The following is a 15,967-nucleotide window of genomic DNA, read 5'->3' as shown; positions in this document are numbered from 1 at the left end:
GGGCTAAGACTTCTCTATTATATATTTTGCTTCATGCAATACAGGGAAATTACATGAGTTGGCTATAAAGCACATTTTGTGCGCTTCTTCATGTAGTGAGTTCGCTTTCTCGATATGAGCTTCGTTTGTTATAGTGACTACAGGATAGAGGGTAACTTCAGTAAAACGGCCAATGCCGTTAACTTCTTCTATCATCTTACCAACTGCCATATCTTTATAGTCAAGTACCACTATGGCATTTTGAGAACACAAATGTAAATACCATAGCATGTGGCAGGAGGATAATGAGGAGACCAACAAATCTTCAGGATTATGTTTGGTTTTGTCGCCCATAAATTCAGAGTCTGATGAACCATTTATATCCGGTTTATACTCCACCGAAATCACATAGCTTCTTTCGTAAGAACGGTAATCCATTGTTCCTGAGCCCTTATTTCCAGTCCATGTAAGGCTGGTCTTGTACTGATGTTCCTTAGACATAATATTATAATTGGTTAATACAATCTAAGAAAAATCTTTGGTTTAGTTAGGGGTTTAGATGAATAGATGATAAAAATTAAGGGTTGAACGTCCAAATAATTACCTGCCGATCATCTCCTGTAGAGATCAGGTATTTTCCATTGGTACTCCAGATCAGTTTATTGATAGAATGGAAGTGGCCTTCCGTATTTTTTTCAAGGCTCATGATCTTGTAAAGTCTAAAATCTTCACTGTCCCAGAGCTTTATACCTTTATCCTGACTGCAAGTGGCAAAGTAGTGTTGTGTAGGATGCCAGGCAATGGTATATATACCAAACATATGCGCAGCAATATTATTGGTAAGTTCATAATCAGGCAGGCTCCAGATTTTTAGCTGTGCATCGCGACCGCCAGATATCAAAAATTTTCCATCAGGTCCGTATTGCAAAGCGGTAACAGGTAATTTGTGGGCTTTCAATTCATGGATAAGGCTATAGTCTGAAGAGTTATAGATCCTAACTACACTATCTTTACAGCCCAAAGCAATTTCAGTTTCGGTGTTGCTGACTGCTATACAACGAACGGTGTCATTGATTACTGGAAAATTATATAACAGTGAATAATCCTTAAGAGACCATACTGCCACTACACCATCTTCGCCAGTACTTAACAGCTCTTGTTTATAATTAATTGTTTTAAGATCAAATACAGCCTTTTTATGGAAGTTTAGGGTTGCTTCTATCTTTTGCTCCAGCAGGTTAAAGACTAAGACCAGTCCGCTTCTTTGTGCGATGAAAAGTAAATTCTCATGCCTGTGAAGTGCATAAACCGAACTTTGTACCGGCACCAGTACTTTTACAAAAGACATGGTGTCAAGAGACCATTCCACAACGCCTTTGTCATTACCCGCACTATAAAACGTATTTTCTTCAATCCCGTTAGCTAAGGCATAAATTGGGTTTTGGTGACCGCTTAAAGTGTGCAAGTGTTTTAACATTTATAATTTTTTAAGATGCCTGCCTTCCAGGTTAGTTCCTATATCAGCTAATGTTTTACCTTTTTCCTTTAGTAATACCAATAGATGGAACATCAGATCTGAGCTTTCATTTATAAAATCAACATCAGTTTCTGCAAGGGCTGCTATTACCGTCTCAACTCCCTCTTCACCTACTTTCTGTGCAATTTTATTCAATCCCTTCTTACGCAGTTTATTAACATAGGATTCTTCAGAAGGATTATCATAACGATCGCCAATGATTTGCTCCAGTTCAAAAATAAAGTTCTGGTTGTAATTGGTATTAAAGCAGCTGCGGGATCCTGTATGGCAAGTAGGTCCTACCGGACTAGCCTTTATTAAAATCGTATCGTTATCACAATCAACATACATTTCTTTTACAAAAAGAAAGTTTCCACTTTCTTCACCTTTGGTCCACAGTCTATTCTTTGTACGGGAAAAGAAAGTTACCTTCCCTTCAGCTTCGGTTTTATCCAGTGCTTCCTGGTTCATATAACCCAGCATTAATACTTCAAGCGTTTGTGCATCCTGTATAATTACAGGAACCAAACCTTGCGTTTTATCGAAATCTATTGTCATAACCTCACGGGTATATTGTGTTTCTTTAATTCTTCTTTTAAATAGGGAATAGGGATCTCTCCATAATGAAATACGGATGCGGCAAGGGCAGCATCAACACCTGTAGTCAAAAATAAGTCGGTAAAGTGCGCTACCTGTCCCGCACCACCAGAGGCGATAACGGGTATATTAATTGATTTTGCAACCTGATCAAGCAACGTACAGTCAAATCCATTCTTGGTGCCATCATGATCCATCGAAGTAAGCAGTATCTCACCTGCACCCAAACCTTCGGCTTTTAAGATCCAGTCGGCCGTTTCCAGCTCAGTGATCAGTCTGCCTCCATTCAAATGCACCATGTTCCGTCCGTCAACCAGTTTGGTATCTACAGCAAGTACTACAAACTGTACACCGAAGGCTTTCGCCAGTTCCTCAATTAGTGCAGGGTTTCTTACTGCTGCAGAGTTGATGCTTATTTTATCGGCACCAGAGTTTAATAGTGCTTCTGCATCTGCAACGGAGGTAATTCCACCACCAATTGTAAAAGGAATGTTCAGTTGACGCGCTACAGACTTTACCATTTCTATCGTAGTGCCGCGGCGCTCATGGGTTGCGGTAATGTCCAGGAAGACAAGTTCATCGGCACCCTGTTGTGCGTATTGCCAAGCAAGTTCAACCGGATCACCTGCATCACGCAAATCAACAAAGTTTACTCCTTTAACTGTTCTTCCATCCTTAACGTCTAAGCAAGGAATGATGCGTTTGCTCAGCATTTGTTTAAAGGGATGTCATTTGCCGTAAATTCCATTCTTTAATCTCATCAATGGAAATTCTATTTTCGTAAATGGCTTTACCAACCACAACAGAGCGTATGTCAAATTCGGCCAACTCCTCAATGTCCTTCATGGAACTGATACCACCCGAAGCAATCAGCTTTATAAACGGAGAATGTTCCAAAAGTTTTCTATAAAGGTCAACCGCTGCACCACCCAGTTTTCCATCTTTGTTAATATCTGTGCACAAAAACCTGAAGAATCCAAGTTGCAGGCATTTATCAACATAATCCATTAATTTGATGGGAGAGCTTTCCATCCATCCAGAGTATTTTATCACTTCATCCAATACGTCAATCGCAACTACAATACGGTTGGCATAGTCATACTTCTTTCCTACCTCTTCACTCAGTTCACGTAAAAAGTCTGGATTTGTAATGGCTTGGGTACCTACAATAACACGGTGTATGCCTGCATCTAATAGGTCAGTTACTTGCTTAATCGTCCTGATACCACCTCCATACTGCACACGCATATCCGTTTTTCGGATGATTTCAAACAGCTCAGCCTGATTGCTAAAATCACCTTTAGCGCCATTTAAATCAATGATATGTATAAATTCAGTACCGTTGGAACGGTAGGTCTCTATCATTTCAGCAATGGAAACGTCGTACACAGTTTTCTGATCGTAATCGCCTTCTCTTAAGCGAACAACTTTTCCATCTAAAATATCAATTGCAGGGATTATATACATTTTACTCTTTTAAGTTTGAAAAATTCTTTAACAGGCGTTCTCCAGCTGCACCAGATTTCTCCGGATGGAACTGTACGCCATAAAAATTACCTTTTTGCACTCCCGCAGAGAAGGTTAATCCATAGTCTGCTGTTGCGATGTCAAAAGTAGGGTTATATTCAATAAAGTACGAATGAACGAAGTAAAATTGTGAACCATTCTCGATTCCTTCAAATAAAGAGCTGTTTTGATGACTGATATTGTTCCAGCCCATATGTGGTATTTTTATGCCCAGATCTTTATTAAATAACTTGGTTTTTACCGGTACAATTCCCATCATATTTGCATCGCCTTCTTCAGAGTGAGCGGTAATCAATTGCATCCCTACACAAATTCCCAGAACAGGCTTTGTAAGGGTTTTTATAGGTTCAACTAGTCCAGTCTGTTCCAGTTTTTGCATTGCAGCACCTGCATGGCCAACTCCTGGTATAATCACGTGGCTATATTTATCCAGATCGCCTTTCTCATTGATCATGCCATAAGGCAAATTTAGTCGCTCAAGGGCTGATGTTAAGGAGAAAATATTACCTGCCCCGTAGTTTACAATTCCAATCATTATAGCATTCCTTTAGTGCTTGGTAATACCAGTTTTTCTGCATCTCTTTTTATTGCCATCTTAATCGCTTTTGCAAATGCTTTAAAGATTGCTTCTATTTTGTGGTGTTCGTTGTCGCCTTCGGCTTTAATGTTCAGGTTGCATTTTGCAGCATCACTAAAAGATTTAAAGAAATGGTAAAACATTTCTGTAGGTACGTCGCCAACCTTTTCGCGTTTAAACTCTGCTTCCCATACAATCCATGCGCGACCGCCAAAGTCTATAGCAGCCTGTGCCAGGCAATCGTCCATTGGCAAGCAAAATCCGTAACGTTCCAATCCCAATTTATTGCCAATTGCCTTTGCAAAAGCCTCTCCCAAGGCAATGCCTGTATCTTCAATGGTATGGTGTTCATCAATATGAAGATCACCTTTAGTTACAATTTTCAAATCCATACTGCCATGCCTGGCTATCTGGTCCAGCATGTGGTCAAAGAAATTCAATCCTGTCGAAATCTCTGCCTTTCCTGTACCATCCAGGTCAATCTGTATATTAATCTTTGTTTCGTTGGTATTGCGTTCATGCAAAACGGTCCTGGCACCTGCCCTCAGCATGGTGTATATATCTACCCAGTTTTGGGTTTGCAATGCGATAACATCACTGAGTGTGTCGGCCTTCTCCATTAGTTCATTGGCGCCAAGAAGATCGTTATTACGTAGCCAGATGGCTTTTGCGCCTAAGTTTTTAGCAAGAATAACATCATTAAGCCTATCGCCAATTACATAAGAATTCTTAAGGTCGTAATCATCACTAAAGTAATGGAGTAATAGTCCCGTTCCCGGTTTACGCGTTGGCGAATTGTCTTTTGCAAAAGTGCGGTCAATGATCACTTCCTTAAATACCACCCCTTCACCAGCAAAAGTCTCCAGGATAAAGTTATGGATAGGCCAGAAGGTTTCTTCTGGATTAGCAGGAGTGCCTAATCCATCCTGATTGGTCACCATAACCAGCTCATAATCTAGCTCAGCAGCTATTTTTGATAAATAGTACAATGCTTTTGGATAAAACTTCAGCTTGGCAAAGGAATCTACCTGCTCATCATCAGGTTCAATGTCAAGCGTACCGTCACGGTCTATAAATAATACTCTTTTCATAAACTATTTTTTATTCTCAATGGATTTCATTGCCTGGAGCAATATTTCATTTTCTTTCTCCGTACCTATGGTAATACGCAGGCAACCTTCGCAAAGCGTAACTTTAGATCTGTCCCTCAAAATAATGCCATTTTCTACAAGTGCATTATAGGTGTTTAAAGCTTCCTCCACTTCCACCAATATAAAATTGGCATCAGATGGGTATACTTTTTTAACCATTTTCAACTCCCTCAAATCCACACTGAGTTGTTCCCTTTGTTCAACAGTAATTTTTATCCAGTCGTTTACCTGTGCAATATTTCCCAATGCTTCTAAAGCGATATCTTGAGTGGCTTGATTGATATTGTATGGCGGTTTAACTTTATTCAAGATGTCGATGACCGGTCTGGCAGCAAAAGCCATTCCCAAACGTAACGCCGCGAGTCCCCATGCTTTAGAAAAAGTTTGCATGACAACCAGGTTGGGATACTCTGTTAATTCGTTAATGAATGTACGTTGTTTCGCATAATTGATGTAGGCTTCATCAATAACCACCAACCCTTTAAAATTAGCCAGTACGGTCTCAATATCGGTTCGAACAATAGAATTACCAGTAGGATTGTTTGGCGAGCAAATGAAGATGAGTTTGGTGTTTTCATCAATAGCCTCAGCAATACCATCCAAATCCAGTTGAAAGGTAGGTAACAAATTAACCTTCCTTATTTCCACATTATTGATGTTTGCAGAAACCTCATACATGCCATAAGTAGGGGGCAGAATGATCACATTGTCTTTTCCTGGCTCACAAAATGCCCGGTAAAGCAAGTCTATAGCCTCATCACTTCCATTGCCTAAAAAAGTATTTTCAATAGGAACTCCTTTAATTTTGCTGATGGCATCTTTAAGGTCCAGTTGTAGTGGGTCAGGATAGCGGTTGTAGTTTTTGCCGAGGGGCGAGCCGTAGCTATTTTCATTGGCGTCTAAAAACACGCTGGCTTGTCCTTTATATTCATCCCTGGCAGTTGAGTACGGCTTCAGGTTTTTGATGTTTTCTCGTTGTAAATTATTAATATCCATCTTTTGATTTTAAACGAATAGTTATTGCATTCTTGTGTGCGTCCAGGCCTTCTGCCGCAGCCAGCACTTCTACTGTATTACCTATATTTTTTAAACCGGTATCACTGATGTGCTGAAAAGTGATCTTCTTGACAAAGGAATCCATGGAAACACCTGAATATGCTTTTGCGAAACCGCTTGTAGGTAAAGTGTGGTTTGTTCCTGAAGCATAATCGCCTGCACTTTCCGGTGTTAAGTTTCCTAAAAATACGGAGCCTGCGTTGCTGATTAGTGGAATAAGCATTCCGTAACTTTCTGTAGCTAAAATCAGATGTTCGGGTGCATAAACATTGCTAAACTCCATCGCCTCTTCTAGGGTATCCACTACAATAGCGTAGGAATTGGCAACTGCTAATGCAGTAATCTCTTTTCTGGGCAACAATTCCAGCTGTTGATCAAGTTGTTCTAACACTTGCGCTACAATCGATGAAGAAGTTGCTACCAGGATAGCCTGACTATCCGCACCATGTTCTGCCTGGGCCAATAGGTCGGACGCTACGAATGCAGGATTTGCAGTTTCATCTGCAATTACCAATACTTCTGAAGGTCCTGCAGGCATGTCAATAGCAGTCATAGCGGTAGATTGTACCAATTGTTTTGCTTGGGTTACGTAACGGTTTCCCGGACCAAAAATCTTATGCACTTTAGGTACTGTTTCGGTACCATAAGCCATTGCAGCTACTGCTTGTGCACCGCCCACCAGGTATATTTTTTTGACGCCTAACTTCATGGCGCAATACGCAACATAGCAATTTGTTTTGCCATCCTTTTGAGGAGGGGAGCATACTATAATTTCTTTGCAACCTGCAAGTTTTGCCGGAACTCCAAGCATTAAAAAAGTGCTGGGCAAAACGGCTGATCCACCCGGAATATAGAGTCCAACTTTGTCAATTGCCCTAGTTTCCCGCCAACAATTTACACCTGTCATCGTCTCTACTTTTTCTTCCTTTATAACCTGCGATGAATGGAATTTTTCTATGTTAGCATAAGCAACGTCAATTGCTTTTTTTGCTTCATCGGGGATAGTAAGTGCAATTGCTTCAATCTCATCTTGTGCTATAAACAACTGCTCAAGATGCACCTTGTCAAATTTTAAAGCAAAATCAAATAAGGCAACATCACCTTCAGCTTTTACCTTATTTACAATAGTGGATACACTTTGTGATATGACGTCATCATCTTCCAACTGCCTTAAGCAGAGGTCTTCAATCTCCTGTTTAGATAGTTCGTTATACCTGTAGATTTTCATTGTATTAAGAAATGATTTTCTCGATTGGCATTACCACAATTCCTTCAGCACCAGCTGCCTTAAGTGCATTTATTTTTTCCCAAAAATCATGCTCAGCAATTACGGAATGTACAGCAACCCATTCATCATCAAACAGTGGAACTACAGTCGGACTTTTAACTCCAGGCAATAGATCAACCACATTTTTCAGGTTACTTTTTGCTACGTTTAAAACCACATATTTAGTCTCTTTAGCCCGCAGTACAGAACGGATTCTTTGCAGTAATTCCTGAACTTCAGGTAGTAGGTCTGAACCTTCTTTTCCAATTAGAACAGCTTCAGATTTCATCACTTCAGAGAAGGGTTTTAGTCCGTTGCTTTTTAAGGTTCCGCCGGTAGAAACAATGTCGCATATTGCATCACTCAGGCCAAGACCCGGACCAATCTCTACAGATCCGGAAATGGTGCGAACCTCTGCTTCGACATTGTTTTCTTTAAGATATTTTTCAAGGATAAGGGGGTAGGAAGTTGCTATTGCTTTGCCTGCGAGCTGAGCAACTTCGGTAATCTGACTTTCGTTAGGAATTGCAATTTTTAAGGTGCATTTACCAAAGCCCAGTTTTTGCAGGTAGGTAACTTGCGCCCCGGTTTCTACAATAACATTTTCACCAACAATACCCAGGTCGGCAATACCATCCTGAACATATTCAGGTATATCATCATCCCTAAGAAAGAGAATTTCTAATGGAAAGTTGGTAACGCTGGATATGAGTGAGCTTTTATAGTTTTCAAAAGATAGACCACAATTTTTAAGGATCTCTACTGATTTTTCGTTTAACCTACCCGATTTCTGGATAGCGATTTTAAGTGTTTTCAATTTGTGCTTTTTGAATTATTGAATTGAACAGGAAAATAGGTCGGAAACAAGTTTTGAAGTACAAAACATTACATATACATCGCCAATTGGCGATGGTGCAAATGTAAGTGATGGTTCAAACTTGTAATCATTTTTATTTTTTTATTTCCTTTCCAATAATGACTAGCATCTTGAGGAGATGCAAATATATAAATAGATATTGAAAATCAAAAAAGATTAATTTCCTCGAATGATGATGTACGCATCAGGCATTAAGTCAAATGCCAGTTCATATTCACAGCATTTTTATTAGTCATTGGCAAATCATCGATAGGTCTATGGATATATCAAGGACCTACCAACGACTAACCAAGGACTAAGCAAGGACCTGCCAACCTATACTCGATCTCTAACTTACGTCGAGGACAATCAATGGCACTTAATTTGCTATTTTTGTGAAAAATCACCCTTTGAAAAAATCTTTAATTCTTATTGGTATTGCCATTCTTGTACTACAATCTTGTACCTGGTTTAGGAAAACCCCTGAGTTGGGCTTAATGTTGGAGAAACATTTCAACAACAAATTATACAAGGGGTTTGATACCGCTGTTTACAATCAAGTCTTTATCAAGTACTTTGATTCCATTTATACTAGACTACCTAATCCTAAATTAATTAAAGCGTTCTATCGAGATCATGAGCAAAGTCCTGAATTTGTGAGCAAATTTTACGCAAATGGCGATTTAGATAGTTTACGACAGTATATATCCCGAAGTAAGCAACATGGTTATAACTCAACAATGTTTGGTGCTGAAAAATTAACTGCTTTACTGGTAAAGTTGGATGAGAATAAGATAAAGAAAATTGAAGAAGTATATCCAATCATTGCAGAGCTGGAGCTCACTGCAGTGAGCTCGGCAATTGAATATCATAATTTGATTTACTTTGGAAGCACAAACCCACGTAAACTCTTTACGCGTTATTATATCCCTGTTAAAAGACCCGATAGTACAAGCACGCTAAAGGTTTTAAATACAAAAAATTTGGCAGGGCTGTTAAAGGATATTCAACCAAATAAAATAGCTTACGTCGCGCTTCAGAAAGAATTAATCAATTATGAGCAGGCACCTGTTAAAGACCAGCAAGCAATAAAAACCATTTTGGTAAATATGGAGCGTCAGCGCTGGAGGATACCTGAACTTGGAGAAGAGTATGTTGAGGTAAACATACCCGATTTTTCTCTTACATGGTTTAAAAAGGGGGATACCTTATCGCATATGAACGTATGTGTAGGTGGAAAAAGGGAGGATGATTATGCTGCGAAGATTAAAAAATACCTGGAAACCAAGAATCTGGATGACAAGCCTAAAAATCACGAGACACCTATTCTTTATAGTAAGTTCAATGCGATTCAGGTTAACCCAGTTTGGAATATACCCGTAAGTATTGCAAGAAGTGAGATTTATTACATGGCGATGAAAGACCCGTATTATCTTTCTAATAATAATATTAAAGTTTACTACAAGGAAAAGGAAGTTCAGGATCCAGATACGATACACTGGAATAAATATTCAAGGGAGAAGTTGCCATTTCAGTTTAAGCAGGGGTCGGGAGACGGTAATGCACTAGGTAAATTCAAATTTATATTTGACAATAACTCCAGCGTGTATTTGCATGATACCAATAATAAAACAGCATTTAAGTACAGCAATAGGGCAATTAGTCACGGTTGTGTTCGTGTTGAGCGCCCATTGGAGTTTGCAGAGAATCTGGTAAAAGATAAAGACGAGTTTGATTTGCTGAGAATGGAGGTTAATTTACCTCCTTTAGATACTACTAAAAGACAATTTTACAAGAGGAAGCTCGCCAAAAAAAGGGATACTATAAATCTTTTTCAGCTTAAACCGAAATGGTTTGGCGTTAAAAAGCAGATTCCAATTGTTATTAATTATCTAACCGCATGGTCGGAGAACGGTGTTTTACAATTCAGACCAGATGTGTATCATCTGGATGAAACTTTGTATGATGCTATGAGGAAATTCCTTTAAAAGTTCTAACTTTGATTTTTAATGAATTTCCTATATCCAGGTTTTCTTTTTGCGCTTCTGGCAATAGCCATTCCTATTGTAATCCACCTATTTAATTTCAGGAAATTTAAGAAAGTATATTTTAGCAATGTACAATTCCTAAAGGAAGCCAGGGAGCAAAACTCTTCCAGAGAAAAACTAAAACATTTGTTGGTGCTCTTTAGCAGAATCCTGGCCATTACTTTTCTTGTTCTTGCTTTTGCCAGGCCGTTTATTCCTTCTGCCAATACCCACAAACCGGGTTCAAGAAATGCAGTAAGTATCTATGTCGATAATTCGTATAGTATGGACGCTGTTAACAAAGAGGGGAGTTTGATGGATGAGGCGAAGAGAAAGGCTAAGGAAATTGTGGAGAGTTATGGATTGAATGATCAATTTCAATTGCTTACCAATGATTTTGAAGGTCGGCATCAGCGGTTGGTCAATAAAGAAGAGTTCCTGCAACAACTGGAAGAGGTTAAAATATCGGCATCCTCCCGTTCTCTTCAACAGGTGATCAACAGGCTGCAGGCTATTGTAGATCACAACAATCATATTGGTTACTTGCTTTCTGATTTTCAAAAGACGTTTGCAGGCACTCAGCCGATTAAGACTATAGATGGCTCAAACCTCAACTTCATTAAATTAAATTCAAATAATCTGCCCAATATCAGTGTTGATAGTATATGGAGCTTATCGCCAGTTCACCAGCCCAATCAGGTAGAGCGTTTTGTAGTCAGACTAAGAAATTTTGGAGCAGAAGATGTACCACGTGTGGCAGTTAATTTGGCGGTGAACGGTCAACAAAAAGCAATCAGCAATCTATCTGTTGGGGCAGGTAAATCTGTCATTGATACCCTTTCTTTTAGCGGACTAACCGGAGGGTTACAGCGGGGTGTGGTTAGTATTAAAGACTATCCCCTAACTTTTGATGATGCGCTTAATTTTGCCTTTAGGGTGAGTAATGAAATGAAGGTGCTCAACATATATGGCGATCCGGCAGAAAAATATGTCAGTTCTTTATTCGCATCAGATCGGTATTTTAAGCTGACTGAAGCACCAGAATCAAATATCAATTACTCATCTTTCTCCGCTTATAGCTTAATCGTTTTAACCTCATTAAAGTCGCCAACTTCAGGGTTGGCACAACAACTTAATGCGTATGTAAAGAACGGTGGTACCCTGGCCATATTTCCCAACTTAGATGCAGGGACACAGGTGTATACTTCTTTCTTAAACAGCCTGGGACTACCTTCCGTATTGCAAATCAATACAGGAGATCCAGTTTCAAGCACTGTAGATCTGAAAAATGAATTGTTTAGCGGAGTATTTGATGAGGTGCCAAAAAATGTTGATTTGCCTGTCGTTAACCGTTATTTCAGTTATGCCAATTCCAACGAAACAGCAAAAGAAAATATATTGCAGTTACCGCTAAACAGATTTTTGCTGGCCAGATTTAATATTGGAAGCGGGAAAATATTTTTATCTGGCAGCTCGCTTGATCCAAAAGATGGCAATCTTTCCCGCCACCCTGTGTTTGTGCCTTTGATGTTAAGGATTGCCTTTGTAAGTGCAAGATCTTTTCCTTTGTCCTACACCACAGGTACCAGTGACGTATTAGAGGCTCAAAAAATAGAAATGCTAAAAAATCAATCGCTTAGGTTGGTTTCCGATAAAGTTGAAGTGATACCAGATGTTCGTCAGGCACCCGGAAAAACCTTGCTCTACGTGGCAGACCAAGTTAGGAAATCGGGTTTTTATGACCTTAAGAAGGGAGATTCCATATTGTCTGTTTTGGCTTTTAACGATAACCGTAAAGAATCAGATATGCATTATGCAGATGAAGCAGCACTCGAGCGACTTTTTGGTAAACAAAATATAAAAGTATTCAATTCAAAAAAGGATGCTCAATCTTTACAGATCAGCGCTAAAGATAACAGTACCGAATTATGGAAACTTTGCATAATTTTAGCCATTGTTTTTTTAGCTATCGAAATATTACTGATCAGATTTTTTAATCATACAAAAAATATAAAAACAACATGAACCTTCTCATCACGGGCGTAACTATTGCCGATTCCAACAGTCAGTTCCATCAACAAAATTGTGATGTAAGAGTAGAACAGGGGAAAGTCACTGCAATTGGCAAGCTATCACCTCTTAAAAATGAAGAGGTATTTAATGCTGATGGCTGTGTATTGTCTCCGGGTTTCTTTGACCTGAGTTGCGTTGTAGGAGATCCAGGGTTTGAAACCAGAGAAGAACTACACACAGCTACTGCTGCAGCCAAGGCAGGTGGTTTTACTGGCATTGCTGTAATGCCCAATACCAAACCTGTGATGCACTCTAAAGGAGAGGTAGAATATATCATTAACAGGACTAGAAATAATCTGGTAGATGTATTTCCGATAGGTGCTTTAAGCAGGGATTTGGAGGGGAAGGAAATGGCAGAGCTTTATGATATGCAGCTAGCAGGTGCGGTAGCATTTTCTGATGGTGGAAAAGCAATTTCAGATGATGGGTTTATGAGCAGGGCAATTCAATATGCAAAGGGCTTTGAAGGCTTATTGATGTTATATCCAGAAAGCAGGTCAATAGCCGGTAAATCGCAGGTTAATGAAAGTGCTACGAGCGTATTATTGGGTATGAAAGGATTACCTGCTTTAGCAGAAGAAATGCAAATCAGCAGGGATATTTTTTTGGCAACTTATCATGATGCTGCGATTCACATCAACCAAATTTCTACATCGGGCGCTGTTGCCTTAATAAAAAAGGCTAAAAAAGACGGCATTAAAATTAGCTGCGATGTGGCTGCCCATCACCTGGTGTTTACCGAAGAGCTGCTAAACAGTTTCGACAGCAATTATAAAGTTAAGCCACCATTGCGGGGTAAGGCGGATGTGAAAGCGTTGCTTGCCGGACTTAAAGATGGAACAATTGATGCCATATGCTCACAGCATCGGCCTCATGAGATCGAATTTAAAGATGTTGAATTTGAGATTGCTGCATTTGGAATCATCGCGTTGCAAACTGTACTTCCTATGTTGATTAAAGCAGGATTAACAGCTAGTCAGATCTCAGAAAAGCTAAGTTCAGGCCCGAGAAGGATTCTTAAACTCAAAGAAATAAGACTGGAAGAAGGTGCTGATGCAAACTTTACCGTGTATAACCCTGCTGAAGAGTGGACGTATACCAGGGAGAACAATTATTCTAAATCATACAATACACCATTACTAAATAAAAAATTGACCGGTAAAGTAAAGCTGGTTTATAACAATAAGCAATTACAATCTTATGGATAATCATGTAAAAGTTGCGCTAATCGCGTCGTTAGATAAGTATGCCGCCATTTCTGGTACAGACTCAATTAAGCTGGAAGACCTCTTGGTTGAGGTGTTTAGCAAAGATCTTGGCTTTATGGAAAAAGTGGAAGAGTTTGATGAAGCATTTGACCAATATCCTGCCTTTGAAGACTTGAGAGAAGTTTTCTTTGATTTGCTGATGATTAATTTCTTTGCCAATGACATCAACAAGCTGGAGGAAGATTACCTGGAGTCAGACGAGTGGGCAAATATTGAAGAAGAAACTATCGATAGGGGTACTGAGCTGCTAAATCTGTTGCTATATATTAACGAATGCCATGACGAACAAATTACTCCTGAACTTGGTGATTTCTTAAAGGAATTTTTACTAGTTGAGGAAGATGAGTTCCAGGATGAGTATCATATTTATGAAGATTTGATCAGCAATCAGCAACTGGTAGAATCAAGTGTGGAAGACATTTGCGGTCACACTGGCATGATAGACCTTGGCGAAGAAATGGAAGAGCTTTTTGTTCCATTTATGGTATTTTTCCATCAGCCAAACGTAAGTGTACAAATTGTTAAGGAACTGGAAGACTTTAGTTCAAATAAAGAATTTGACATTGCCGTTTATACTTTAATTGCTAATTTTAATAACAATTAACCAAACTTATTATTATGGAAGAACAACAAATAGTAGAAGTTAAAAAGAGTTCCAATGCGCTGGCAACAAAAGCTGCCATTGCTTATGCTGTATTTTTTTTAGCATTAATTTACATTTTTAAGCTATTGGGTATCGATAATAATGATCCTAATATGCCAATTGCAGAAAAAATCATTTATTCTGTCGTAACCTACATACCGTATATTTTGGCGATAGTATGGGTGCAAACTACTTTCAAAAAAGAACTTGGTGGATTTATAAGCTTTGGTAAAGCTTTTACTGCAGGTTTTAGGGTAGCAGCCTATACAGGTCCACTATTAGCGATAATTATGATTGTGTATTTTAAATTCGATACAACAGCGTTTAATCAGATCATGGATGCTTCTTTAGCTAAAGCAGGTGATGATGAAAAGGCAATAAAAGGAGTAGAAATGATGAGGCCATATATGGTTTATATGATTGGCTTTGGCGCAGCAATATCCTATACTTTTTTTGGACTTATTATCAGTTTAATCAGTGCCGCCTTTGTTAAAAAAGAGCAGCCATTGTATTAAGCTGAATTTAAAAATAGCGCGTAAAAAAAAGGGCAGATCAAACGGTCTGCCCTTTTTTTATTAAAAGGTTATACTACAAGTTTCTTATCCAGATATTACGGAAGCTAAGCGGAAGACTTGAATCGCCATGCGCCTGTAATTTAATTGGAGCCGGACCATGTGCTTTTCTATAACCAGGATCTCCAATGTATTGAGTAGGTCCTTTTAACTCAGCATTGTTCTGTACAAGAACACCATTGAATAATACGGTTACTCTTGCAGGGGTTTTAAGTGTGTTGTCTGCGTTAAAAGTAGGAGCAGTCCAGATCACATCATACGCTTGCCAATCACCAGGTTTACGGGTTGGATTCGCTAAAGGGACAAGCTGTTTGTAAATACTTGAAGCCTGGCCATTTGTATAAGTATCATTCTGGTAAGAATCAAGAATTTGCAATTCATAGCCATCATCACCTTTACCAATTGATGCCAGGAATAAACCACTGTTTCCTCTGCCTTGTCCTTTACCTTCTATGTTAGCAGGTACCTGCCATTCAATATGCAACTGGTAGTTGCCAAAGGATTCTTTGGTTTCTATATTACCACCGCCTTTTTTGTTTACTGTAAGTACATTGTTGGCCACAGTCCATGATGCTGGTTTGTTTCTATCATCTGTCATTACCCATTTGCTCAGGTCTTTTCCGTCAAATAATACAATCGCATCAGATGGAGGTGCAACAGTTACTTCTTTTGTAACTACTACCGGAGGTACTGGTGTGTAAACCTCAGTTTGCTCAGGCTTAGTTTTTTCTTGTGCGTTAGCCATGCTCATTCCTCCAATCATTAGTGAAGCAACAAATAAGCTTTTAGGAAAGTTCATCATTATGTGTTTTTAAATTTATGGTTATATTCAAAGTTATAAAAATTCTATATAAGTTT

16 protein-coding genes are annotated in these 15,967 nt (G+C 39.0%); 5 read left to right on the top strand and 11 right to left on the bottom strand.

All coding sequences use genetic code 11. The features are described 5' to 3' along the window. Positions 1-3: 3 nt before the first annotated feature. From ACVWYN_RS07750 to hisG, 10 genes are all read right to left on the bottom strand, one after another. The gene (locus tag ACVWYN_RS07750; RefSeq protein ID WP_457288264.1) at positions 4-480 is read right to left on the bottom strand and encodes an OsmC family protein; all 477 of its coding nucleotides are present in this window, start codon (positions 478-480) and stop codon (positions 4-6) included. Between the two features lie 76 nt (positions 481-556). Beyond that, positions 557-1,456 (bottom strand): WD40 repeat domain-containing protein, encoded by a 900-nt coding sequence (locus tag ACVWYN_RS07745; protein WP_457288263.1) that lies wholly within the window; start codon positions 1,454-1,456, stop codon positions 557-559. Next, entirely contained in the window at positions 1,457-2,053 is a 597-nt protein-coding gene (gene hisIE, locus ACVWYN_RS07740) for a bifunctional phosphoribosyl-AMP cyclohydrolase/phosphoribosyl-ATP diphosphatase HisIE (protein WP_457288262.1), read from the bottom strand. Continuing rightward, on the bottom strand, positions 2,050-2,805 hold the full coding sequence (gene hisF, locus ACVWYN_RS07735; RefSeq protein ID WP_457288261.1) for an imidazole glycerol phosphate synthase subunit HisF: 756 nt from the start codon (positions 2,803-2,805) through the stop codon (positions 2,050-2,052). Before hisF ends, hisIE begins: the two co-directional genes overlap by 4 nt. A gap of 4 nt (positions 2,806-2,809) precedes the next feature. Continuing rightward, complete coding sequence (gene hisA, locus ACVWYN_RS07730; protein ID WP_457288260.1) at positions 2,810-3,559, bottom strand: 1-(5-phosphoribosyl)-5-[(5-phosphoribosylamino)methylideneamino]imidazole-4-carboxamide isomerase; 750 nt, start codon at positions 3,557-3,559, stop codon at positions 2,810-2,812. A 1-nt stretch (position 3,560) separates the two neighbouring features. Then, positions 3,561-4,154 (bottom strand): imidazole glycerol phosphate synthase subunit HisH, encoded by a 594-nt coding sequence (gene hisH, locus ACVWYN_RS07725; protein WP_457288259.1) that lies wholly within the window; start codon positions 4,152-4,154, stop codon positions 3,561-3,563. Then, entirely contained in the window at positions 4,154-5,287 is a 1,134-nt protein-coding gene (gene hisB, locus ACVWYN_RS07720) for a bifunctional histidinol-phosphatase/imidazoleglycerol-phosphate dehydratase HisB (RefSeq protein ID WP_457288258.1), read from the bottom strand. Before hisB ends, hisH begins: the two co-directional genes overlap by 1 nt. Before the next feature lie 3 nt (positions 5,288-5,290). Next, positions 5,291-6,343, bottom strand: a complete 1,053-nt coding sequence (gene hisC / locus ACVWYN_RS07715; RefSeq protein ID WP_457288257.1) for a histidinol-phosphate transaminase — start codon at positions 6,341-6,343, stop codon at positions 5,291-5,293. Beyond that, positions 6,333-7,631 (bottom strand): histidinol dehydrogenase, encoded by a 1,299-nt coding sequence (gene hisD, locus ACVWYN_RS07710; RefSeq protein ID WP_457288256.1) that lies wholly within the window; start codon positions 7,629-7,631, stop codon positions 6,333-6,335. The genes hisC and hisD overlap by 11 nt, the downstream gene beginning before the upstream one ends. A gap of 4 nt (positions 7,632-7,635) precedes the next feature. After that, positions 7,636-8,487 (bottom strand): ATP phosphoribosyltransferase, encoded by an 852-nt coding sequence (gene hisG, locus ACVWYN_RS07705; RefSeq protein ID WP_457288255.1) that lies wholly within the window; start codon positions 8,485-8,487, stop codon positions 7,636-7,638. A 449-nt stretch (positions 8,488-8,936) separates the two neighbouring features. Between hisG and ACVWYN_RS07700 the strand changes: the two genes are divergently transcribed. From ACVWYN_RS07700 to ACVWYN_RS07680, 5 genes are read left to right on the top strand one after another with little or no spacing between them, the layout of a single operon-like run. Then, positions 8,937-10,514: a L,D-transpeptidase family protein gene (locus tag ACVWYN_RS07700; protein WP_457288254.1), complete on the top strand. Its 1,578-nt coding sequence runs from the start codon at positions 8,937-8,939 to the stop codon at positions 10,512-10,514. Positions 10,515-10,535: 21 nt separating this feature from the next. After that, complete coding sequence (locus tag ACVWYN_RS07695; protein WP_457288253.1) at positions 10,536-12,578, top strand: BatA domain-containing protein; 2,043 nt, start codon at positions 10,536-10,538, stop codon at positions 12,576-12,578. After that, positions 12,575-13,834, top strand: a complete 1,260-nt coding sequence (locus ACVWYN_RS07690; protein WP_457288252.1) for a dihydroorotase — start codon at positions 12,575-12,577, stop codon at positions 13,832-13,834. Before ACVWYN_RS07695 ends, ACVWYN_RS07690 begins: the two co-directional genes overlap by 4 nt. Then, on the top strand, positions 13,827-14,498 hold the full coding sequence (locus ACVWYN_RS07685) for a hypothetical protein (RefSeq protein WP_457288251.1): 672 nt from the start codon (positions 13,827-13,829) through the stop codon (positions 14,496-14,498). Before ACVWYN_RS07690 ends, ACVWYN_RS07685 begins: the two co-directional genes overlap by 8 nt. 14 nt (positions 14,499-14,512) lie before the next feature. Further along, positions 14,513-15,052 (top strand): DUF4199 domain-containing protein, encoded by a 540-nt coding sequence (locus ACVWYN_RS07680; RefSeq protein WP_457288250.1) that lies wholly within the window; start codon positions 14,513-14,515, stop codon positions 15,050-15,052. A 73-nt stretch (positions 15,053-15,125) separates the two neighbouring features. On the opposite strand, the gene ACVWYN_RS07675 is transcribed toward ACVWYN_RS07680, so the two are convergent. Beyond that, positions 15,126-15,911 carry a 3-keto-disaccharide hydrolase gene (locus tag ACVWYN_RS07675; protein ID WP_457288249.1) on the bottom strand — a complete coding sequence of 262 codons (786 nt, stop codon included), beginning with the start codon at positions 15,909-15,911 and terminating at the stop codon, positions 15,126-15,128. Between the last annotated feature and the right edge of the window lie 56 nt (positions 15,912-15,967).

The sequence above is a fragment of the Pedobacter sp. UYP24 genome (genome assembly GCF_054057295.1).
This window is presented reverse-complemented; position numbering and strand designations above follow the sequence as displayed.